21 protein-coding genes and 2 pseudogenes are annotated in these 19,720 nt (G+C 66.9%); 9 read left to right on the forward strand and 14 right to left on the reverse strand.

Features of this window, described 5'->3' with window-relative positions:
* Window positions 1–10: 10 nt before the first annotated feature.
* The 8 genes and pseudogenes from JWS13_RS43935 to mhpA all read right to left on the reverse strand — a co-directional run bounded on the left by JWS13_RS43935 (window position 11) and on the right by mhpA (window position 7,680).
* On the reverse strand, window positions 11–715 hold the full coding sequence (locus tag JWS13_RS43935) for a dienelactone hydrolase family protein (RefSeq protein WP_206011323.1): 705 nt from the start codon (window positions 713–715) through the stop codon (window positions 11–13).
* A pseudogene (locus tag JWS13_RS43940) lies at window positions 712–981 on the reverse strand (deaminase); the annotation flags it as partial. The pseudogene JWS13_RS43940 and the gene JWS13_RS43935, both read right to left, overlap by 4 nt.
* Before the next feature lie 25 nt (window positions 982–1,006).
* A pseudogene (locus JWS13_RS46590) lies at window positions 1,007–1,222 on the reverse strand (cytidine/deoxycytidylate deaminase family protein); the annotation flags it as partial.
* Window positions 1,219–1,650 (reverse strand): nuclear transport factor 2 family protein, encoded by a 432-nt coding sequence (locus JWS13_RS43945; protein ID WP_206011324.1) that lies wholly within the window; start codon window positions 1,648–1,650, stop codon window positions 1,219–1,221. The gene JWS13_RS43945 and the pseudogene JWS13_RS46590, both read right to left, overlap by 4 nt.
* Window positions 1,651–1,790: 140 nt before the next feature.
* A complete protein-coding gene (locus tag JWS13_RS43950) occupies window positions 1,791–4,193 on the reverse strand; it encodes a LuxR C-terminal-related transcriptional regulator (protein WP_206011325.1) in 2,403 nt (800 codons plus the stop codon).
* A gap of 34 nt (window positions 4,194–4,227) precedes the next feature.
* Window positions 4,228–5,154 carry a VOC family protein gene (locus JWS13_RS43955; protein WP_206011326.1) on the reverse strand — a complete coding sequence of 309 codons (927 nt, stop codon included), beginning with the start codon at window positions 5,152–5,154 and terminating at the stop codon, window positions 4,228–4,230.
* A 12-nt stretch (window positions 5,155–5,166) separates the two neighbouring features.
* Window positions 5,167–6,054 (reverse strand): fumarylacetoacetate hydrolase family protein, encoded by an 888-nt coding sequence (locus JWS13_RS43960; protein ID WP_206011327.1) that lies wholly within the window; start codon window positions 6,052–6,054, stop codon window positions 5,167–5,169.
* Between the two features lie 24 nt (window positions 6,055–6,078).
* Window positions 6,079–7,680, reverse strand: coding sequence for a bifunctional 3-(3-hydroxy-phenyl)propionate/3-hydroxycinnamic acid hydroxylase MhpA (gene mhpA, locus JWS13_RS43965; protein ID WP_206011328.1), 1,602 nt, complete (start codon window positions 7,678–7,680; stop codon window positions 6,079–6,081).
* Window positions 7,681–7,890: 210 nt separating this feature from the next.
* On the opposite strand from mhpA, the gene JWS13_RS43970 reads away from it, so the two are divergent.
* From JWS13_RS43970 to JWS13_RS43980, 3 genes are all read left to right on the forward strand, one after another.
* Window positions 7,891–8,628: a FadR/GntR family transcriptional regulator gene (locus tag JWS13_RS43970; RefSeq protein WP_206011329.1), complete on the forward strand. Its 738-nt coding sequence runs from the start codon at window positions 7,891–7,893 to the stop codon at window positions 8,626–8,628.
* 47 nt (window positions 8,629–8,675) lie between these two features.
* Window positions 8,676–9,098, forward strand: a complete 423-nt coding sequence (locus JWS13_RS43975; RefSeq protein ID WP_206011330.1) for an MmcQ/YjbR family DNA-binding protein — start codon at window positions 8,676–8,678, stop codon at window positions 9,096–9,098.
* A 161-nt stretch (window positions 9,099–9,259) separates the two neighbouring features.
* Window positions 9,260–10,663, forward strand: coding sequence for a sensor histidine kinase (locus JWS13_RS43980; protein ID WP_241032546.1), 1,404 nt, complete (start codon window positions 9,260–9,262; stop codon window positions 10,661–10,663).
* 9 nt (window positions 10,664–10,672) lie between these two features.
* On the opposite strand, the gene JWS13_RS43985 is transcribed toward JWS13_RS43980, so the two are convergent.
* Complete coding sequence (locus tag JWS13_RS43985) at window positions 10,673–11,122, reverse strand: DUF5990 family protein (RefSeq protein WP_206011332.1); 450 nt, start codon at window positions 11,120–11,122, stop codon at window positions 10,673–10,675.
* Window positions 11,123–11,341: 219 nt separating this feature from the next.
* On the opposite strand from JWS13_RS43985, the gene JWS13_RS43990 reads away from it, so the two are divergent.
* The 3 genes from JWS13_RS43990 to JWS13_RS44000 all read left to right on the forward strand — a co-directional run bounded on the left by JWS13_RS43990 (window position 11,342) and on the right by JWS13_RS44000 (window position 13,116).
* Window positions 11,342–11,785, forward strand: a complete 444-nt coding sequence (locus tag JWS13_RS43990; RefSeq protein WP_124393779.1) for a DoxX family protein — start codon at window positions 11,342–11,344, stop codon at window positions 11,783–11,785.
* An 82-nt stretch (window positions 11,786–11,867) separates the two neighbouring features.
* Complete coding sequence (locus JWS13_RS43995) at window positions 11,868–12,626, forward strand: haloacid dehalogenase type II (RefSeq protein WP_206011333.1); 759 nt, start codon at window positions 11,868–11,870, stop codon at window positions 12,624–12,626.
* Between the two features lie 76 nt (window positions 12,627–12,702).
* Window positions 12,703–13,116: a hypothetical protein gene (locus JWS13_RS44000; protein WP_206011334.1), complete on the forward strand. Its 414-nt coding sequence runs from the start codon at window positions 12,703–12,705 to the stop codon at window positions 13,114–13,116.
* An 8-nt stretch (window positions 13,117–13,124) separates the two neighbouring features.
* Here JWS13_RS44000 and JWS13_RS44005 read toward each other — a convergent pair whose 3' ends face one another.
* Together JWS13_RS44005 and JWS13_RS44010 are read right to left on the reverse strand one after the other, a co-directional pair.
* The gene (locus JWS13_RS44005; protein ID WP_206011335.1) at window positions 13,125–14,114 is read right to left on the reverse strand and encodes a glutamate ABC transporter substrate-binding protein; all 990 of its coding nucleotides are present in this window, start codon (window positions 14,112–14,114) and stop codon (window positions 13,125–13,127) included.
* Window positions 14,114–15,478 carry a hypothetical protein gene (locus tag JWS13_RS44010; RefSeq protein ID WP_206011336.1) on the reverse strand — a complete coding sequence of 455 codons (1,365 nt, stop codon included), beginning with the start codon at window positions 15,476–15,478 and terminating at the stop codon, window positions 14,114–14,116. The genes JWS13_RS44005 and JWS13_RS44010 overlap by 1 nt, the downstream gene beginning before the upstream one ends.
* Before the next feature lie 137 nt (window positions 15,479–15,615).
* On the opposite strand from JWS13_RS44010, the gene JWS13_RS44015 reads away from it, so the two are divergent.
* On the forward strand, window positions 15,616–16,719 hold the full coding sequence (locus JWS13_RS44015) for a substrate-binding domain-containing protein (RefSeq protein ID WP_241032547.1): 1,104 nt from the start codon (window positions 15,616–15,618) through the stop codon (window positions 16,717–16,719).
* Window positions 16,720–16,732: 13 nt separating this feature from the next.
* On the opposite strand, the gene JWS13_RS44020 is transcribed toward JWS13_RS44015, so the two are convergent.
* Complete coding sequence (locus JWS13_RS44020) at window positions 16,733–17,152, reverse strand: nuclear transport factor 2 family protein (protein ID WP_206011337.1); 420 nt, start codon at window positions 17,150–17,152, stop codon at window positions 16,733–16,735.
* A 129-nt stretch (window positions 17,153–17,281) separates the two neighbouring features.
* Here JWS13_RS44020 and JWS13_RS44025 point away from each other — a divergent pair, with 129 nt between their 5' ends.
* The gene (locus JWS13_RS44025; RefSeq protein ID WP_206011338.1) at window positions 17,282–17,896 is read left to right on the forward strand and encodes a class I SAM-dependent methyltransferase; all 615 of its coding nucleotides are present in this window, start codon (window positions 17,282–17,284) and stop codon (window positions 17,894–17,896) included.
* Here the strand turns inward: JWS13_RS44025 and JWS13_RS44030 are convergent.
* Entirely contained in the window at window positions 17,847–18,596 is a 750-nt protein-coding gene (locus JWS13_RS44030; RefSeq protein ID WP_206011339.1) for a TioE family transcriptional regulator, read from the reverse strand. The genes JWS13_RS44025 and JWS13_RS44030 overlap by 50 nt on opposite strands.
* A gap of 77 nt (window positions 18,597–18,673) precedes the next feature.
* Here JWS13_RS44030 and JWS13_RS44035 point away from each other — a divergent pair, with 77 nt between their 5' ends.
* A complete protein-coding gene (locus JWS13_RS44035; protein ID WP_206011340.1) occupies window positions 18,674–19,156 on the forward strand; it encodes a DUF6194 family protein in 483 nt (160 codons plus the stop codon).
* On the opposite strand, the gene JWS13_RS44040 is transcribed toward JWS13_RS44035, so the two are convergent.
* Window positions 19,147–19,392 carry a hypothetical protein gene (locus JWS13_RS44040; protein ID WP_241032548.1) on the reverse strand — a complete coding sequence of 82 codons (246 nt, stop codon included), beginning with the start codon at window positions 19,390–19,392 and terminating at the stop codon, window positions 19,147–19,149. The two genes, JWS13_RS44035 and JWS13_RS44040, sit on opposite strands and share 10 nt — an antisense overlap.
* Window positions 19,393–19,720: the final 328 nt, after the last annotated feature.

Below are 19,720 nucleotides of genomic sequence, written 5' to 3' on the forward strand. Positions count from 1 at the left end.
ATGTGTCAGGTCAGTCCAGCCACCGCTGCAGATGCAGCAGGGTGCGCTCGAACGCGAGATCAGTGGCTGCGGAATCGAACGTGTCGCGTTCGAACGTGGCGAATGCGTGATCGGCACCGGGGTACCGGTAGAACTCCACCTCCGGGTTCTCGGCGAACGCCTCCGTGATGGCGGTTCGTGCCTCGGGCGGGCAATAGTGGTCATTTTCGGCGAAGTGGAACTGGACGGGGACATCGATCTGTTCGGCGAGGTCGAGGCGGTCCTGCACTCCGACGCCGTAGTAGCTCACCGCCGTATCGACGTCGGTGTTCGCGGCGGCCAGGATCGCCAGACCGCCGCCGAGGCAATAGCCGAGCGCGCCGACCCGTCCATTGCCCCACTCGCTTCGGCGTAGCCACTGGATTGCTGCGGAGATGTCAAGGACGGCGGTGGACAGGTCCAGGTTGTCCCGCAATTCGATCGCGTGCGTGAAGTTCTCCCCGGCGTAGTCGAGTTCGACATCAGCCTCTTGCCGGGCGAACAAGTCGGGGACGAGTGCCTGAAACCCCTGCGCCGCAAAGATCTCAGCCATGGTCCGCATGTAACGGTTGATACCGAAGATCTCGTGCAGGAGAACGATTCCACCGCGACCGGGACGTGTGTCGGGGCCCGCGGAGTAGGCCGGGAACGTGTGGCCGTCCCCGGCAGCGAGGCGAACCGTCGAGGTAAGGATCATCGTGACTGCCCCTTCCAGTAGTCGATGTGAGGTTCGAGGGCGGCCGGTCCCATCGGCTGATGCCGGATCTCGGGACGGCCGTCACCACCTGCGAGGGCCTCCGCCATGGGGGTTGGGACCATGCGGACTCGGTCCGATGCCCCCGGCAGCGACGCCAGATCTTTGGCGGCGAGCGCGTACACCACGCGTCCTATGCCGCTCAGATAGATCGCACCGGCGCACATCAGGCACGGCTCCGTGCTGGTGTACAGGGTGGTCGAGGCAAGTGCCGTAGCCCCACCTGGACGCCGATGCCGCGCGCACGACGTTGGTCTCGGCGTGCGCGGTGACGTCGCGTTCGGTGACGGCGGTGTTGGTGGCCGTCAGCAGAACGACCCCTGCGGCGTCGACGAGAAGGGAGCCGAATGGCCGGTTGCCGTCGGCACGCGCCGCTCGCGCCAGATCCAACGCGTGCAGCAAGTGCGTTCGATCGGTGGCCTCGCCGACCGTGCTGCCGGACGGATTCACAGCGACCTCGTGAAGATCGGAACCGAGCGCCCCTCACGAAAACGCCACACATCGTCGGCGCCCCGAGCGTAGATGTCCCGGTATTCCGCCAACGACTGTGCGATGGGTTCACCAGCGTCGAGTCCGTCGTGCATGTACAAGGTGACGAGCACTGTGCCCTCGATCGACGAGGAGGAGAGGCGGACGAGGCGTTGGTTGCTGAGCACGCTTCGGGACGTGCGAACCATTGCTGTGCGTCCGTCGGCGAACGCCTGCAGTGCGGCAGCGCCGGCTGTGACCGCCTGACCGGTGACGAACTTTCCGTCTGCCTCGAACAATTCCGCGAAACCGGCCGGCTCCGCATGGTCGAGTTTCCAGGTGAATTCGACGACGAGGTCGTGAATCGCCGATCGCGTGGGGGTGTCGATGTCTCCTCGGATTGCGTGCACCAGTCGCTCCTGTGGTCGAAGTTGTCGTATCGCCCGTAAGCCTTCTCCGACAACACCGATCGGCGCATCACAGGTTCTCGTCAACTCCGGCCCTGAGGCGCAACCCGTGGGCGCCGAACGCAATCGAGTCGTGGCGGGTGTCAGTCGTCCATCAGTCCGGATCTGATGGCATACGCGGTGGCGTCCGCTCGCCCGGAGGCCCCGATCTTGCGGTACAGGTTGCTGATGTGCCTGCCGACGGTCTCGATGCTGATGACGAGTTCGGTGGCAATCGCCCGGCTGGTCGAGCCGGCCGCGATCAATCGGAGCACCTGCACCTCACGGGCAGTCAGACCGTCGGGATAGCGATCCTGCCGACTGCGCCGGGCGCTGCGGGCCGCCACGAGTTGGGGTGCGTAGGCCAGGACGTCACCGACCGTCATCCGGAAACCCTCCGCATGCAGCACTGACAGAGTCGACGGCGGTCCGGAAAGGATTCCGGTCACATCTATTGCTCTGGCCGGGAATTCGATCCAGCCGTGCAGATTCAACGTCGAGCGGACAGACATGGCCAGACCGACCAGCCGGGCGGCGTAGTCCTTGTCGCCGAGATCGTGGAGGCACACGGCAAGACCCTCCAGACACCAGATGAAACGCGGTCTCGCACCGATCGCGGCCGCCAGAGCGAGGCTTTCGAGGTAATGTGTGGCAGCCGCGACGACGGTGCCACGGCTCAGTTCGATCTCGGCGATGAGGTTGAGAAAGACCGAACTGTTCCAGGCATCACCGGCGTCCTGAGCCAGACGTAGTCCCTCTGCGAGCAGCGCTGTCGCCTGAGTGTCGTGGCCGTCCTCGTGGAGAATGCGGCCGAGTTGTTGCAGGGGCACATTGGTGTACGAGCTGTCCCCGACGCCGCGAAACCCCTCGACGGCACGGTCCAGGGTGCTGCGGGCGAGCTCGCGGTGGTGGCCGGTCGCGGCGGCGGAGGCACCGAAGAGGCTGCGGGCGCGGGCTGCCCACCACCGGTCGTCCGCGTCGTCGAGGCTGGCGATGGCCTCCTCGAACAGTGGGCGGGCGACGTCGAATCCGTGCACCTCGAATCGGGCGGCGGCGAGGTCGACGAGAGTGCGGGCTCGCGCGGCCGGTTCATCCAATTCCTGCCAGAGACGTGCGCATTCTTCGAGGTCGGCGAGGGCGTGCGCATATGACGAGGCGGCACCGGTGAGAACTGCCCGGGCTTCGCGGGCCCGCACCGCCGGCACGGACCGCCTGCCGTCCGTGAGCCGCAGACTGTCGGTGAGCCAGTGCAAGCCCTCCTGCAGGAGACCTCGGGCGAGCCAATAGCTGCGCATCCCTGCGGCCATGTCGACGGCGCGCCCGTCGCCGAACTCGAGGTAGTACCGCAGTGACGACCTGATGTCGCCGAGGTCACCGTCGGTGCGTGTGAGCCAGTCGTCGGCGGCAGGCCCGACGAGATCGGCGCCGTCGAGCACTCTGTGCAGAAAGTACCGTGCGTGGGCAGTTCTGGCGGTCTCGGGCTGTGGTTCGGACCGCAGTAGTTGCCTGCCGTAGTCGCGGGTGGTCTGTGCCATCGTGAAGGCGGGTCTGCGACTGTCCGGCCGATCGGGTAGCGGAGCGAGCAGGCTGAGTCGAACGAATTCGTCGAGGTGATCCACCACCGCGTGCGGAGAACAGACTCCGGCAGGTCCGTGCGGTTCGCCCACCGTACCGGCGAGAATCGCGGACAGTGCTGGGGGTTCGATGGCGCCGTCGAATGCCGCCATGACCTTGAACACGGCGGCGTCGACGGGCTCGAGCAGCGACACGGTGTCCGCCACGGTGCGGGCCAAGGTGCGGTGACGGTCGGGGAGATCGGCGGGTCCGCGCATGTTCGGCGACCAACCGTCTTCGATCCGCGCCGCCAGGGCATCCAGGGTCACCGTGCTGAGTTGATGGGCGGCGATCACGAGGGCGAGGGGAAGCCCGCCGAGTTGTCGGCAAATCGAGGCGACCGTGAAGGACTGGGCCTCGAGGTCTCGTTCGAAGGCAACCCGGCGGGCGTGATCGAGGAAGAGTGTCAGTGCTGGACTGGTCGCCGCGTCGATGTTGGGGGCACCGTCCGCGTCCGGACAGGGGAGAGGGCGCAGTACATGCCGGTACTCCTGTGACAGGTCGGTCGCGGCCCGGCTCGTGGCGAGGAGCCGGACGTGCGGGTGGGCAGCCACGAGCGCGCCGAGAGCGCGTACCTCGGAGCGGACCCGTTCGAGGCTGTCCACCACGACGACGTGTGGCTTCTCCGATTCGGGCAGCGTCGTCATGGCGTTGCCGATCAGAGTCACCGCATCTGTCGCGGACTCGCATGCCGACAGATCTACCGGCGTGACGTCGCTGCCCGATGACACCAGTCCCCTCGTCACGGCAGCGACGACCGCGGTCTTTCCCACGCCCCCTGCGCCGACCACGGTCAGCATCGTGACCGCGGGGTCGCGGAGAAGAGCGAGGATCGAGGCGACGTCGTCCTCCCGGCCGACAAGCGCGTGTGTTGGCAATGTGTCCGAGTCCATCGCAGAACCCTCTCGATGTCGACGTAGCCTGGAGTCACCCCCTCGCGGAATGCGCTCCGGTCATGAGGGCCGCGAGGTCGTCCGGTTCGAGGAACGACGGGGGCGGCGGCGGTCCCCAGGCGTAGAGGCCCTGCAGTCCGTGCAGCACCTCCGGGGACCAGAGTTCGTCCTCGGGCACGGTGTCCATGTCGGAGTAGTACTCGGAGAAGTTCCCGGCCGGGTCCTTGAGATACCAGAAGAAGTTCGCGCCCGCGTAGTGCCTGCCGAGTCCCCAGATGTGGCGTTCGGGGTTGCCGTCGAGCATGGTGTGGGCGCCGCGGCCGACCTCGTCGATGTCGTCGACCTGCCAACTGGTGTGATGCATGAAGTTCACCGGTGCGGCCATGACGAGGACGTTGTGGTGCTCGACGGAGCAGCGCAGGAACGCGGCCTTGTCGCCCATGTAGTCGCTGACCTTGAACCCGAGACCGTCGGTGAAGAACTTCATGGTGGTCTCGAGGTCGGTGGACCCGATCACCGCGTGGCCGAGTTTGCGGGGGCGTACCGGGTCGGTGCGGGTGAGGAACGGGGCCCGTCCCCAGCGATCGATCCGGCCGGGACCGTTGTACGGCGTCGGCGACACCGCGGGCTCAATCACGATCCGGGGTCGCACCGCCACGTGCACGAGCGTGCCGGTGATCGGTTCGACGGCGCTGACGGAGGTGCCGTCGTGCCGGATCGCCACACCGAGCCTGGTCAGTCGCGCGGTGATGGCGGTGATGTCGTCGGCGTCGTCGGCGGCGACGGTCAGCTCGACCAGCCGCCGGGTGGGTGCGTGCACGATTGCGAGTTGTTCGCCGCCGTTGCGGGTGGCGAACACCCCGCCCCCGCGGTGTTCGAGCCCGAAGTCGGAGTAGTAGGCGATGGTGTCGTCGACGTTGGGGACGCCGATGGTGACCTTGCCGAGTCCGTGTAGTGCCATGGCGTGGTGTCCTTACTGCGCGTCGGGTTCGGCGACGAAACGCTGGTGCAGCTCTCCGATGCCGTCGATCCAGCTGTCGAGTGTCTCGCCGGCCTGCAGGAACCGTTGCGGTTCGCGGCCGACACCGACGCCGGCGGGGGTGCCGGTGAAGATCACGTCACCGGGGTACAGGGTGATGGTGTGGGAGAGGGTGGCGACGAGCTTCGAGACGGGGAAGATCAGGTCGCGGGTGCGGCCCTTCTGCATTTGTTCGCCGTCGACGGTGCAGCCGAGTTCGAGGTCGTCGGGGTCCGCGAACTCGTCGGGGGTGACCAGCCACGGTCCTTGCGGGGAGAACCCGGCGAAGGATTTTCCGAGTCCGAATTGCGGTGCGGGACCACGCGTCTGGGTGATCCGTTCGGAGATGTCCTGTCCGGCAGTGAGTCCGGCGACGTGGGACCAGGCGTCGGATTCGTTGATCTTGGCGGCTTCGCGGCCGATGACGGCGACGAGTTCGACCTCCCAGTCGACGTTGCCGCCGGTGGGGATGATCACGTCGGTGTCGGGGCCGGTGAAGCTGGAGGCGTATTTGGTGAAGACCGGCGGCAGGTGGGTGGGGGATTCGAAGCCGGATTCGGCGGCGTGGGCGTGGTAGTTCAGGCCGACGGCGAACACCTGCCGGGGAGCCGGTGAGGGTGCGCGCAGGAGGGACCGGTCGATCGGGAAGCCGTCGTCCGCGAGAGCCGAGAGGTCCTGGCCTGCGGCCCATTCGGTGACGTCGTCCCAGGCTTCGTAGAGGGCCTGCGGGCTCGGGCCGAACCGGCCGCGGGAGGCGTGGGCGATGTCGACGGCCCGCTCGGCACCCTTCTCTCCGAGGACGAGGACGAGGGCGGCACGGTGGTCGATATTGGCGATACGCATGAAAGGGGTTCTCCTGGAGTGAGGTCAAACGGTGGTGGATGCGGGGTGGAGACTGGTGGGGGATGGGTCGAGGATCTGCAGTCGGTTGCGGTATTCGCTGAGCAGATCCGTCAGTTGGGTGTTGTCGGTGACGGCGCCGAAGATGTAGTGATCCGGCCGGACGAGCACCGCGCTGATGTTCTGTCCGCGGAACCACCGAGTCCATCGACCGGTCGCGTCGAGCAGATCCGGTGCTCCGGACTCCTCGACGGTCTTCAGCCGTACTCCGGTGCTGGCGAGGAGCCGCTGCAGTGTCGGGTCCGAGTGCGCGACATCGGTGTCGCCGAGTACCAGCAGGACCGTACCGAAGCCGGTGACCTCGTCGAGGAGGTCGCTGTGGGCGCCGATCCGCACCGGAAACTGCGGTGCGAGGGTCCCGCGCAGCGCGCCGCCGTGAGTGTCCTGCGCGGTGACGCCGTCTCCGAGGACGGGAAGGGCAGTGACCGGTAGGACCTTCGCGGGGTCGGCGCCGCCGTCGATCATGCGGACGTCGCGTTCCGTGGCCTTCTCCTCGTCGAGGACGCAGATGACCCGCCCGAGTTCGACCGACATCGTGACCGCGTGCTGCAGGTGCACGTTTCGTTCGGACGAGTACGAATCGAGCAATGTGAGGTTGGATTCTCCGCGCAGGACGCGATCGAGCTTCCACGACAGATTGGCTGCGTCGCGGATGCCCGAGCACATGCCCTGCCCGGCGAAGGGAGGCATCTGGTGCGCGGCGTCACCGGCGATCGCGAGACGGCCGGAGTTCCACCGGTCCGCCCACCGCGCGGCGAACGTGTAGACGGCGTGACGCTCGAGTTCGCTGTTCTCCGGCGTCCGGTCCCACTCTCGGAGCAATTCCCATGCCTTCTCCGGCGTGTTCAGTTCTTCTCTCGTCTCGCCGGGCAGCCGCATGAACTCCCATCGTCGACGCCCCGGTCCACCCGACACGACCGTGGTCGGCCGGGCAGGATCGCACAGCTGCCAGTTCTGTGGCGCCCACTCGCGGTCGTCGAGCGGAATGGTGTCGACGATCAGCCAGTCGAAGAAGAAGCCCTCGTCGTGCATGGTCGCACCCATGCGCTCACGGACGAAGCTGTTCGCGCCGTCGCAGCCGACGACGAAACGTGCTCGCACCTGCCGCTGCTTGACGACCGTGCTGGTGAACGTCACCACGACGTCGTCTGCGCCCTCGTCGATTCCGACCACTTCGGCGCCGCGCAACAGAGTGACGTTCGGCATCGTGGCCACTGCCTCGGCGAGCACCTTCTCGAGCTGTGGCTGGGAGAAGAAGCTCGCTGTCGGCCAGCCGTTCGGGCCGGTCCCGGACCAGTCGATCCGCACCAGCGCCTCTCCTGCCGCATTGTGCCATTCGTAGTGGTCGGGCACTGCCTCGGAGATCGACTCGATCTCCTCGGTCAGGCGCATCGATTGGAAGACACGGCCGATCTCGTCGTCGAAATGGACGGCCCTCGGGAGTGGGTACGGCTCCGGCCAGCGTTCGACGATCACCACGTCGTGGCCGCGCAGGCCGAGCATCCGTCCCAGCGCCAGTCCTACGGGCCCGGCACCGACGATCACGACATCGTGGGTGTTGTCCTGCATGTTCGTTGCTCTTCCTCGGGTGCGAGTGCAATAGGACGCCAATTGAGCCCTATTGAGCATGTTCAATAGACACAGCATGCTGTGACCCGTGCCGCATGTCAAGAGAATCGACCCAATCAATCCGTATCGAGCATGGTCAATACGGTAGAATCAGCGTTGGCCCGGCTCTCGGCGATGAAGCGGCGGTGGGCACGACGAAACGAGGACACGATGACCGATCTCGCGCAGCGGATGATGATGGACGCATCTCTGAGCCGAACCGAGCAAGCTGCGCTGGCCATCGGTCAACTCGCGGAGCAGGCGCCGCACGGTGCCCGCCTCGGCACGAAGAAAGAACTTCAGGAACAGTGCGGTGTCGCGAAGGGCACCTTCAACGAAGCTCTGCGCATTCTGCAATCGCGCGGGGTGATCACCGTCCGGTCGGGACCCGGTGGGGGACTCTTCGCCGCATCACCCACCCCCATCGCGCGTCTCGGGAACTCGATCCTCTCCCTCGATGCCGCAGAAGGAGATGTCGCCGATGCCGTACGCATCCGTGACGCTCTCGACCCACTGCTCATCGAGGACGCACTCGACCACAGTTCGGCCGTCGACATCACTCGTATGCGCACCGCGCTCGACGTCATGCGGCAGACCGCCGAGGCCGGCGACGCGACGGGATTCGTGCGAGCCAACTGGGAACTGCACTCCGCCATCGCCCGAGTGAGCCCCAACGCAATCCTGAAGTCGATCTACCTGAGCCTCCTCGATCTGATCGAATCCCACACCGTCTCCGTCGAACCGGTCGGAGACAGACCGTTGCCGGAATACATCGCCGAACGACAGCAACTGCACGTCGATCTCGTCGACGCACTGGATCGCCGTGACCGGGACGCGGCCCTCCGACTCATCCATGCGCACAACACAACACAACACGAACCCGAGGCCGCGCGCGTCCACACGGCCTGATGCCGAGTACCGGGACGCCGCGGAAGTCGGGCAATTAGGGTTGTGAGATGGGAATCGGTAGCCGGGCGGCACGGGTCGACGACGTGCACGAGTCGGCTCTCGGCATGCCTCACGTCACCGTCACCCACGGCCCTGGCGACAATCCCGTCTACCAGGTCGGGGGCAAGTCGTTCGTGTTCTTCCGCAATCCCCGACCCGATGCGACGGACCCCGACACCGGGGAACGCTACGACGACGTGATCGTGTTCTGGGTGCCGTCCGAAGCCGACAAGCAGGCGCTGGTCCGCGACCGCGCGACACCGTTCTTCACCACCCCACACTTCGACGGCCACCTGTCGGTGCTCCTGCGGGGGAGCCGCATCGGCGAGTTGTCCCGGCAAGAATTGGTGGAGCTCGTTCAGGATGCGTGGCTCTCGCGCGCGTCGGCGCGCAGGGCAGCGACCTGGCTCGGCACGCACCCTCCCGCGTGACCCGGGATCCGGCGGCGATCGGACTCGGTAATCGGTTACGCGGCGTAGGTCGGGCGCAATAGTGTGGAAACCGGCGGGGTCGGGCCGTCCAGGCACCCGATCCCGTGTCCGGAACGGGTGAGAGGCTGACCATGTCGGGTCGGACTGCGAATGCCAGGCGGATGTCGTTGCGGACGTTGCTGTGGCTGGCGATCGGGATCCTCGTGGCCCTGTTCGCCGTTTCTGCCGCGTTTTCCGTGTACGGGAGACTGGTGGTTCGTGCGTCCGAGAACGTACTCTCCGAGCGCCTCCTGCCCGCGCAGCATGCTGTGTCGGATCTGACGACCGCCTATGTGGACCAGGAGACCGGGCAGCGCGGTTACGTGCTGACCGGTGATCCGAGTTTCCTCGAACCGTACGACGCAGGCAGGGACGCCGCGGCCGCGTCCCTGTCGGATCTGAACGCGCTGCTTGCCGGCGACGCCAAGGCTTCGGCAACGCTGGACGCGGTCGTCGAGGCGGCGAACACCTGGACCGCGCAGGCCAGTGAGCCGGAGATACTCGCTCGCCGCAACGACGAGATAGCGGACGAGCAGGTCGTGGCCATGACTGCCACGGGCAAGGAATTGTTCGACGGGCTGCGCTCACACCTTCAGGACCTCAATGCCCTGACCGATGAACGGGTGACCGAACAGGTCGATCGGGTTCGCTCGGCGCAGATCGTGGCGAATGTCGCGACCGCCGTGGCGTTCGTTCTCGCGATCGGCACCGCGATAGCCTCCCTGTATCTGACGCGACGATTGCTGACCCGGCCGATCGAGCGTCTCGTCGCCGATATCGGCGCGGTGGCCGAGGGCGACTACGAGCGGGAAATCGGCACCGACGGGCCGAGGGAAGTGTCGATGATCGGCGGCGCCGTCGACACCATGCGAACCAGCCTGCTCACCCAGAACCGGCAACTCGTGCGGGCGGAACACGAACGAACCCGCCACGACGAACAGACCCGGATGGCGGCCGATCTGCACGACCTGACGATTCAGCGCGTGTTCGGGCTGGGGCTGGCATTGACCTCCCTGGCTCGACGGCATCCCCGCCTCGCCACGGATCTCGATCCGCTGATCGACGAAACCGACAGCATCGTTCGCGGATTGCGCGCGGTCATCTTCGACCTTCAGATCGGTGCGGCGGGGCTGTCGAACGGGTCCGCAAGTTTGAGTGCGGCGGTCGGTGAGATCGTCGAGAGCAGCACGGCCGCACTCGGTTTCACTCCCGACGTGTGCCTGGACGGGCCGGTCGACCAATTCTCGGGCCACGACGCCGGTCCGGAACTTCAGGCGGTGCTCCGCGAGGCCCTGAGCAACGTTGCCCGTCACGCCCATGCGACGTCGTGCCGTGTGATGGTCGCCGCCGACGACGACCGCCTGGCGCTGAGCGTGACCGACGACGGTACCGGGATGGGCGCGGACGTCATCCGGGGGCACGGGCTGGCGAACATATGCAACCGAGCCGCGCAACTCGGCGGTCGTGCCGTCATCCGCGACGGCGCGCCGGGGACAGTGGTCGAGTGGGAAGTGCCCGCGTCCTGATCGCGGTGGCTACGCGGACCACTCGATCAACGGCGGACGCACTGCAGCGCACAGGGGATTCCCGCGGGCGTCGGTGAGTCCGAGTCGCGCGGTGATGCGTCCGGCCGCCGCCGCCGCATCCGCGGTGGCCCGATCCACCCCGTCCCACATTAACTTTGCCCGCCGGAACATATCGAATTCGCCATCTCGGCCGATCGACCCCCACGACAGGTAGACGAAGCGCCCGCCGGGGCGGCCCTGTACGTACGGACCGGTGATGTCGAGACCCGTCGGCGTCGGGGTCGCCTTGCACTCGAGAACCCAGCGGGCCGTGGTCGCGTCCCCTGGATGCAGGTCGAGGAGATCGCCGAGAGCGCCGCGGCGCTGCACGGCCACATGGATGTTGTCGTAGCCGGGGAAATTGGACCCCGGCGGGCACGACGATCCGGGAAGGTCGGTTGCCTCGATCACGAGTTGCACCAGTCCATCCAACCACCCGTGAGAACCTCTGTGCGGGCGGTCGAAGAGTGGGTGGCGCACCAAGTTCGCCCCGCTGCGGTGAGTTTTCCCGTCACCTCCGGTCTGTACTGGTGTGAGGACCCACGAAGCGTGTTGGAGCGGACAATTTGCCGCGCTACATCGACGGCAGACATTTCAGGCCGGCGGTCTGCAGCTTCCTGAACAACAAGGAGAAATCTCATGACCACGACACCTCCCGCCACCGGAGCGTCCGCCGCGACACCCGCGCCCACGGACGGAACGACGAAGAAGGCCCGAGTTGCAGGGCTCGTCGTCAGCGCACTCGCGGTGCTGTTTCTCCTCTTCGACTCGCTCATCCACATCGCGAACACCCAGATGGTGCGTGAGGCGATGGCAGAACTGGGCTTCGCCGAGAACCTCAACCGCGTGATCGGGGTGGTTCTGCTGGTGTGTCTGATTCTCTACATCGTGCCCATCACCTCGATCCTGGGCGCCGTGCTGCTCACCGGATACCTCGGTGGAGCGGTCGCTACCAACATGCTCACCGAGCAACCGATCGTCAGCACCACCCTGTTCCCGATCTATGTGGGCATATTCGTGTGGGGCGGGCTGTACCTCCGCGACCCGCTGGTGCGCTCGATCATGCCCGTTCGGCGCGCCTGAACCATCCGCGCGGCGACTCGTGACGACGAGTCGCCGCGCCTATTGTGGTGCGACGTCGTGTGTTCGAGCGAAAGGGCGCCTCATGGGTGGTGTGCGGTTCCGGTCCCCGTCGACGGGACGCAGTATTCGTGCCGTGCTGTTCGATACGTTCGGCACCGTCGTCGACTGGCGCACCGATATCGCCTCCGCTGTGGCGGGCTACGCGGAACGCCATCGGCTCGAGTTGGACGCAGCCGCGTTCGCCGACCGGTGGCGGGACCGCTACCAGCCGTCGATGGAACCCATCCGGTCCGGCGCCCGCGAGTTCGTGACGCTCGATACCCTGCACCGCGAAAACCTCGACGCCGCGCTCCTCGAATCGGGCATCGACCCCTCGGATCACGACGCTGGAGAGCTGGACGAGCTCTCGCGCACATGGCACGAGCTCACTCCGTGGCCCGACAGCGTGCCCGGTCTCACCGCGATCCGGTCCGACTACATCATCGGTCCGCTCTCGAACGGCAACACTTCTCTGCTGCTCGACATGGCGAAGAATGCCGGAATCCCGTGGGATGTCATCATCGGCTCCGATATCAACCGGATCTACAAGCCGCATCCCCGGGCCTATCTGCACACCGCGCACCTTCTCGGCCTCCACCCCGGCGAAGTCATGCTCGCGGCCGCACACAACGGCGACCTCGAGGCCGCACAGGCTGCGGGCCTGGCGACAGCGTTCATTCTGCGGCCTCTCGAACACGGACCCCATCAGACCACCGATCTCGCGCCCACGGTCAGCTGGGACATCTCGGCGACCGACATCACCGATCTCGCAGCCCAGCTCCGCGCGGCATCGACAGGGTAATCCGGCACGTGTCAGGTAATCCTTGACGCCGGGGTCGACACCTGTCAGGCTTGTCCTGACAGAATGGGAGATCGTCATGGAACTCGTCGAACGCGCCGTCAGTGCCGATATCGACGCCGCCGCACGCGCCGTGATCACGGCTGCGGCAGCCGAAGCGAGCCGTCACGCCGACGCAATCATCGGCACCGGGCCGCTTCCCGGCACGGCGGAATGGGATGCCGAGCAGAACACGGACATTCCGAACCAGCGCACCCTGGCCTGGCATCTGCTGAGTCTTCGCATCCAGCTGGCGGCTGGACTGGACGGCATCGAAACCGTTCTCGGACTGCGCTTTCAGGGTGCAACGTGGGCAACGATCGGAAAGGCCGGCGGAATGACTCGTCAGTCGGCGCACGAGCGGTGGGGTGCCCGCACGACCGCCCTGCTCGACCCGATGGGGACCGGCCTTCCGCAGACAGTTGCCGACGATGATCCCGAGGTCGCCCGGTAATTGCGGCATCAGTCCCGGTACTCCGGGGACGGCGGTGCGGGCGCCGGGCCGAGTGGCGACAGCCAGCGATCGTAGAGGACGGTCCAGGTTCCGTCGGTGCGCAGACGCTCCAAGGTGCCATTGACGAAGCGGACGAGGTCGTCGTTGCCGGGCGCGAGGGCGATGGCGTACCGGGCGGAATCGGAGTCGGGACCGACGATGTCGAGATTCGGATCCTGGGCGACGAGGCCGGCGAGAAGGGCAGCACCCACGACCGCGTCGACCTGCCGTTGCTGGATGGCCATCAGGCAGTCGTCCCAGTCGGGTACGGCAAGGATCGTGGCTTTGGGGGCCATGTGCGACAGCGCCGACACGGACGCCGGATCGTCGTGCGTGCAGACCCGTCGCCGTGCCAGGTCCGCCGGCTCGGATATCCCGGACCCGTCCCGCACGATGAGTCGGCGGGGCGTCTCCAGATACACCGTGGAGAAGGCCAGATCCTGGGGGCTCTCGCAGGGCAGTGCTACCGGGCGCACGATCATGTCCGCGTCCCGGTGCGCGAGCATGTCGGCTCCGTCGTCGGAACCGAGTGGGCGGAATTCGACCTTGCTGGGGTCGCCCAGCAGGTCGCGGGCGACCTCCCGCGCGACGTCGACACCGAAGCCGGTGAGGGTGCCGGTAGTCGGATCGCGGAAGCTGAACAGGTTGGTGTTCTGATCGACGGCGACGACCAGGGTTCCGCGGGCCCGGATCTCGTCGAGAGTGCCGCCGACGCCGGCAGTCCCCGGACGCAGACTCGCCGTTGGTGCACAGGACGACGGCTCCGCGGCGGGTGGCGCCGATTCGGACGGTTCGATGATCCGGGCGCCGACGGACACGGGGAACTCCGTGAAGTCTCCGGAGAACATCGGGGTGGGTGCATCGGGCGCCCCGCAACCGGCAATCAGTACAGTTCCGAACGCGAGGCTCCCGAGCCGCCGGGTGAGGCCCAGCCGTCGTGCGTGGAAAGGTCGCACCATCAGTGATACTCACTCACTCTGGGCTCGATCCCCGCGATCACGGCGAGCGCCGCGGAAACGGCGAGCACGACGGCACCTACGGCGAGCGCTGTCATCGTCCGGTACGACTCACGCATCGCGTCGAGTTCCTCGGTCCGCAGCGCGATGATGGCATCTTCGAGCGATTCGTCGAGGGCACGGAACTGGGCCGTCGACGCCGTCGATCCCGGGCCGACCGCAACGTCTGCCGCACCCTGGTAGTCGCCGTCCGCAAGCTTGCGCTGCAGTTCCCGGTGCGCGTTCCGCCATCCCTCGAAACTTTCGGACGCATCGTCGATCGCCGGTACGTCGACGGCATCCGGTGATGCGTCCGAGTTCAGAATCGCGGTCAGGGCGTCCGTGTGCCGGGTGTAGTCGCTGCCTGCCGGATCGAAACCGGGCCGGAGCAGTCCGAGCGTCTCGTCCGCGCGGGCCTGCTGCGCGAGGATCCGCGCCTTCGTGACCGCCGCGAGAGGCTCGGCGCCGTCGATCCGCGCGCGTTCGCTCGCCGATGTCGACAACAGTCCCGCTACCACGATCCACACAACGAGCGCAGCGAGCAGGACCGTCGCGCACGCAAGCCCCGGATTGACCCGGCGGCGACTTCGATGCGCCACGTACACGTGCGCGACGACGAGGACGAGGACTCCCGCCGACGCGATCACGATGGCGGTGACGGGCAGTCGCGCGGTGTGGGACTGGGTGTCGGCCACGGCGCCGGCCTGATCGTTGTAGAGGCGTTCGGCAAGCGGCAGGATGGTGTCCTGCATCAGAGCCGACGCGGTTCCCAGATACGCCACCCCGACCGGATTTCCCGCGGAGTCGTTGGACCGTGCGGTCGCCACCAGATCCGTGTACACGGCGAGGTGCCGCGACATCTCGGTGAGCAGGCGCAGCGAGTCCACATCACCGGAGGTGACGCCGTACGACGCGGTGACGAGTGCGTTCGACGCATCGCCGATCGCCTGGTTGTACCGGTCGCGGACCGCGAGCGGTTCGATGGCGCCCGCGATGAACGACGACGTCGCGGCGGCGTCGGCGATCGACAGCGAGCTGAACAGGTTCTGTGCGGCGTCCGCCAGCGGTTCGGTATGGGCGCGAAGGGTTTCCATTCGCTGCTGCCGTGCGCCGATCACGGCGGACGTCACCACACCGGCCGTCAGCGCCACCGCGACGAGAACGACAGCGAGGACGGACAGACGCCCGGGCGTCGACTCCAGAAATTCGCGCCACGGGCGTCGGCGGATGTCGGGTTCGACGAGCAGGGATTCTTTCAGGAGGTGCTCGTCCGCCGGCGAAGTGTCACGCTCTCCGCTGGATACGGTGCCGCGGTCCTGGTCGAACACCCACTCCTCCTCATCCCTGCACTCAGTGTGCGCCGATCGGTGCCGGAAAACACCGAAAGCATCGACGAGCACGCGTAGCCGCCCGCGCCCGCGGGTATGTCCACACCAGGCATAATTGGCCTGGAGGTCCTCGGATCATGAAGACGAGCATCGTGAACGCAAGAGTGCGCGCGTTCGGTGTCGCAGCCTCGGTCGCCGCGATGGTGCTCGGGGCGTGCGCGGCCCCGCCGCCAGGCGACGACGGGGCGAAGAAGGTCTATTTCTTCCTGCCGAACACGACGACCACCCGGTTCATCGAGCGAGACGAGCCCTTGTTCACCGACTTCCTCGAACTGTTCGCGCCGAAGGCCACCGTGACGGTCCGCAACGCCGAGGGCGATCCAGGCCGGCAGCAGAGCCAGGTCGAGTCGGCGATCGCGGACGGCGCGTCGGTGCTCGTGCTGATCTCCGCGGACGCGAGATTCTCGGGAGGAGCGTTGACCGCCGCCGCCGACGCGAACGTTCCGGTGGTGCTCTACGACCACGACGCGGTCGGCGGACCGGCGGAGGTTCAGGTGATCTTCGATCCGCTCGAGGTCGGACGACGTCAGGGGAGTCGCGCCGCGGATCTGATCGCCGCGATGCCCGGCGGCGGTCTGAAGGTCGCCAGGGTGCAGGGCAATCTGGGTGAGTACGGAACCCGCCAGTTTCTGCTCGGTCAGAACGAGTATCTGCAGCCGCTCATCGACAGCGGCAAGATCCGCGTGGTCTGCGAGACCACGATCGACGACTGGGACCCGGCCGAAGGTCAGGCATTCGCGGACGAGTGCCTGACCCGGGAGAACAACGACATCGACCTTTTCGTCACCATGAACGACGACCTGGCGGGCGGAATCGTCGCCGCCCTGGCCGGCCGCGGGCTGGCGGGACGGATACCGGTCACCGGGGGACAGGATGCCAATCTCGGTGCGCTGCAACTCATCGCACAGGGCTCCCTCGACAACACGATCTTCAAGAACCTGTCCGACCAGGCGAAGGTCGCCGCACAGCTGACCACGTCGATCCTGCACGGCGAGGACCTACCCGACAACATGATCAACGGCACGATCGACAATCAATACGTGGCGGTGCCGACGGTGTTCCTGCCCGTGCAGAACATCACGAAGGACAACCTCCACGTGGTGGTCAACTCCGGCTTCTACACCTGGCAGCAGATCTGCGCACCGGATCCGGACTCGACGGTGTGCCGGGAGCACGACTGAGCCGTACGACCGGTCAGCGGGGCGCGATGACACTCCGGTCGCCGATCTCGGCGCGCACATCGATCACCCGCCCCGACAGCAACCAGCCCGACGGGCCGCGCCGCCACTGGTCCCGGTATTCGCCGAGGCATTCGTACGTCGCGCCGGCGCGGTCGCCGAGACCGACGTGAAATGCCCGGAAATAGGACGTCGTGCGTGCCGTGTCGCCGTCGAGGTCGATGCGGATGTTGCCGAGCAGGTGCTGGGTGGCGCCGCAGACATCGAGGTGGGAGCGGACACGCGCGACGACGTCGGCGGGCCCCGTCCGGCCGTAGGCCACGATGTCGTCGGTGAGGGTCGCGGCGAACCCCGGCCAGTCCTTCGTGTCGAGCAGGGTTGCCACGACGTGCAGGCGGTCGGTGATCTGGACGCGGTCGGGAAGGGACTCGCTCATGGCTGAATCCTCCCCGGAGGACAGGCGGGGTGGGCCGCGGCGTCCCGTTGACCGAGACCCTTCGCGAGAACCGGGTTCGCTACGGTGGCACTGGCTCGCCGAGCGGGCCGGATCGAGGAGGAATCGACAATGAGCGAGCGCACCCCCAGCCGGTGGGAGGAGATCACCGCGGCCGACCCGGGTCATTCGACGTGGTACGTCGAGCGGTTCCGGGCCATGGAGGCGAAGGGCCAGGACATCGTGGGCGAGGCCCGGCTGGTCGACGCGATGCTGGGCCGTGGCGGCCGGGTTCTCGATGCGGGGTGCGGACTGGGCCGGCTCGGTGGCTATCTGCACGATGCTGGTCATGACGTGGTCGGGGTCGATGTGGATCCGGTGCTGATCGGCGTCGCGGAGGAGGATCACCCCGGCCCGACGTGGCTGGTCGGTGACCTCGCGGAGTTGGATTTGCCCTCCCGCGGCGTCGCGGCCGATTTCGACGTGGTCGTGTGTGCGGGCAACGTGATGACGTTCCTGGCGCCGTCGACCCGGGAGTCGGTGCTGGCGGGATTCGCTGCTCATCTCGCCCCGACCGGCCGGGTGATCGTCGGGTTCGGCGCCGACCGGGGCTACGAGTTCCCGCAATTCCTCGCGGACGCCGCAGCCAACGGTCTGAGGGCGGATCTGCTGCTCTCGACGTGGGATCTGCGTCCGTTCACCGACGACTCCGACTTTCTGGTGGCGGTGCTGTCCCGCGCGGACTGACATCGGACGGTGGTAGAAGCCGGGCGAGCGCGGCGGTTGCGTCGACCAGGGCTCTCGAGCGGGTCGTGAGGGTCTCGTCGCGGATGGCGAGCGCGGCGTCGATGTCGCCCGATCCGGGTGCGCGCCGCAGTTGTGCCATCACGGCGCGGAGGGGTGCGATGCGGTAACCGGCTTTACGTAACTGGTGCACGATGCGGGCGTCGCGGACCTGGGACGGGGAGTATCGGCGCGCTCCCGTGGGTGCGTTCCGATCGGGGATGACGAGTCCCTCTGTGTCCCAGTGTCGCAACGTGGACGAGCGGACGCCGAGCGCGGCGGCGAGTTCGGCCACGCCCATCCAGTCGGATGCTCGCACGTCCTCGATCGGCTCAGCGGAGATCACCGCTGCGGCCTTCTTCGCCAGCGCGAGTTCGGCGCGTTCGGTGTGGAGCCGGGCGTGTGCGGCGTCGAGGAGAGCGACCGTCGTCGAGGCCGGGCACGTGTGCACGCTGCGAACTATCCGCTTCGCTTCGACCGGACCGGCGGCGACGGCGAGCTCGCGATAGGCCAGCGCGCACTGCACATGCACCTCGGTGTAGATCCGGTATCCGATGGCTGTGCGAGTCGCGGGAGGCAGCACGCCGTCGCGTTCGAGGTTACGGATCTGCTGGACGGAGCACCCGACACGGCGGGCCACGTCCACGGTCCGGAAATTCTGCATGTGGAGACTTGACCCCCTGTTTCTCCTGCACGTGCTCTACAAGGTCTCCACATGCACTTCAATGAAACGCTGGAAGCATGACGATAGACGACATAATCCACTTCGTGGAAGGTCTCGACGACGTCCTCACCCTCCGGCCGGACCCGGGCGACGGCTCGCCGGAAATCAGCTGGGGCGACACCTTCTTCTACTACTCACCGGATGGGGTTGTGCCGACGACTACCCAGCCGTTCGCCACGATCGTCACCAAGAACTATCCGGGTGACGAAGATTCGCGGCTCGACCGCGTCGGTGCCTTCCGGGTGAACATCCACGCCGGGAAGGAGGGGTTCATCGCGTCGCTAGGCCACGCGCCGCGGGAACAGGGGCCCGCCGACATCGACGCCGGCGCGTCCGACACTGTCATCGCTCACCCCGTCTACGGCTCCGCGGCCTGGCTGGCAGTCGTGAATCCGGGTCCCCGCACCAGTGAGCTCACCCGCGAGTTGCTCTGCACGGCATACACCCTCGCCCGTTCGCGGTACGAACGAAAAGCGGATGCCGCGCGACGTCACATCTGATGAATCTGGCTGCTGTTCCACCCGACGAGGAGTTCGTCGAGCGTCATGCCCTGGTCTCGGCGTTCTTGCCGTTGGTCGCGTTGCCGATCATGGCGGGGGCCGTCACCATTGTCGCCGCGGTCGCCGGGGATGGTCGGCGCGGAGACTGTCGTTGCGGGGAGTTCGGTCGCCGCCGCGACGGCGGTGGCCGCCCCGACAGGGACGACGGCGAGAGCGGCGGCGGCAACGACCGTCACGAGCCGGTTCCGCAGCGGGACTCGACGGAGCGTGTTCACTGCGCCCGAACGATTCGACGCGTGGGAAGCCTCGTGGGGAAGTGAGGTGTGCATTTTCAAGTGTCCTGTCCGAATGCGTGGACCCGACGTCCACAGCTACTCGAATGGTGTCCGCGAGGGCCCGGAACGTTACACCGGGAGGTCGAGTAATTCTGCAGACGTCGCGGGCCGACACCTCCGGGCCGAACTCCACACAGAAGTCCTTGTGCAGTGGAGAAGTTCTCCATGGATTGCTCCCTCGCCCTGTACTACCGTCGCAGTGACGCAGGCGGGCACCGTGCCGCCTGGC

This window comes from Rhodococcus pseudokoreensis (assembly GCF_017068395.1).
GTDB classification, from domain to species: domain Bacteria; phylum Actinomycetota; class Actinomycetes; order Mycobacteriales; family Mycobacteriaceae; genus Rhodococcus_F; species Rhodococcus_F pseudokoreensis.

Excerpts from the sequence above, each read along its gene's own strand:
- JWS13_RS43935 (WP_206011323.1), bottom strand. The coding sequence starts at position 715 with ATGATCCTTACCTCGACGGTTCGCCTCGCTGCCGGGGACGGCCACACG.
- JWS13_RS43950 (WP_206011325.1), bottom strand. The coding sequence starts at position 4,193 with ATGGACTCGGACACATTGCCAACACACGCGCTTGTCGGCCGGGAGGAC.
- JWS13_RS43955 (WP_206011326.1), bottom strand. The coding sequence starts at position 5,154 with ATGGCACTACACGGACTCGGCAAGGTCACCATCGGCGTCCCCAACGTC.
- JWS13_RS43960 (WP_206011327.1), bottom strand. The coding sequence starts at position 6,054 with ATGCGTATCGCCAATATCGACCACCGTGCCGCCCTCGTCCTCGTCCTC.
- mhpA (WP_206011328.1), bottom strand. The coding sequence starts at position 7,680 with ATGCAGGACAACACCCACGATGTCGTGATCGTCGGTGCCGGGCCCGTA.
- JWS13_RS43970 (WP_206011329.1), top strand. The coding sequence starts at position 7,891 with ATGACCGATCTCGCGCAGCGGATGATGATGGACGCATCTCTGAGCCGA.
- JWS13_RS43975 (WP_206011330.1), top strand. The coding sequence starts at position 8,676 with ATGGGAATCGGTAGCCGGGCGGCACGGGTCGACGACGTGCACGAGTCG.
- JWS13_RS43980 (WP_241032546.1), top strand. The coding sequence starts at position 9,260 with ATGTCGTTGCGGACGTTGCTGTGGCTGGCGATCGGGATCCTCGTGGCC.
- JWS13_RS43990 (WP_124393779.1), top strand. The coding sequence starts at position 11,342 with ATGACCACGACACCTCCCGCCACCGGAGCGTCCGCCGCGACACCCGCG.
- JWS13_RS43995 (WP_206011333.1), top strand. The coding sequence starts at position 11,868 with ATGGGTGGTGTGCGGTTCCGGTCCCCGTCGACGGGACGCAGTATTCGT.
- JWS13_RS44000 (WP_206011334.1), top strand. The coding sequence starts at position 12,703 with ATGGAACTCGTCGAACGCGCCGTCAGTGCCGATATCGACGCCGCCGCA.
- JWS13_RS44005 (WP_206011335.1), bottom strand. The coding sequence starts at position 14,114 with ATGGTGCGACCTTTCCACGCACGACGGCTGGGCCTCACCCGGCGGCTC.
- JWS13_RS44015 (WP_241032547.1), top strand. The coding sequence starts at position 15,616 with ATGAAGACGAGCATCGTGAACGCAAGAGTGCGCGCGTTCGGTGTCGCA.
- JWS13_RS44020 (WP_206011337.1), bottom strand. The coding sequence starts at position 17,152 with ATGAGCGAGTCCCTTCCCGACCGCGTCCAGATCACCGACCGCCTGCAC.
- JWS13_RS44025 (WP_206011338.1), top strand. The coding sequence starts at position 17,282 with ATGAGCGAGCGCACCCCCAGCCGGTGGGAGGAGATCACCGCGGCCGAC.
- JWS13_RS44030 (WP_206011339.1), bottom strand. The coding sequence starts at position 18,596 with ATGCAGAATTTCCGGACCGTGGACGTGGCCCGCCGTGTCGGGTGCTCC.
- JWS13_RS44035 (WP_206011340.1), top strand. The coding sequence starts at position 18,674 with ATGACGATAGACGACATAATCCACTTCGTGGAAGGTCTCGACGACGTC.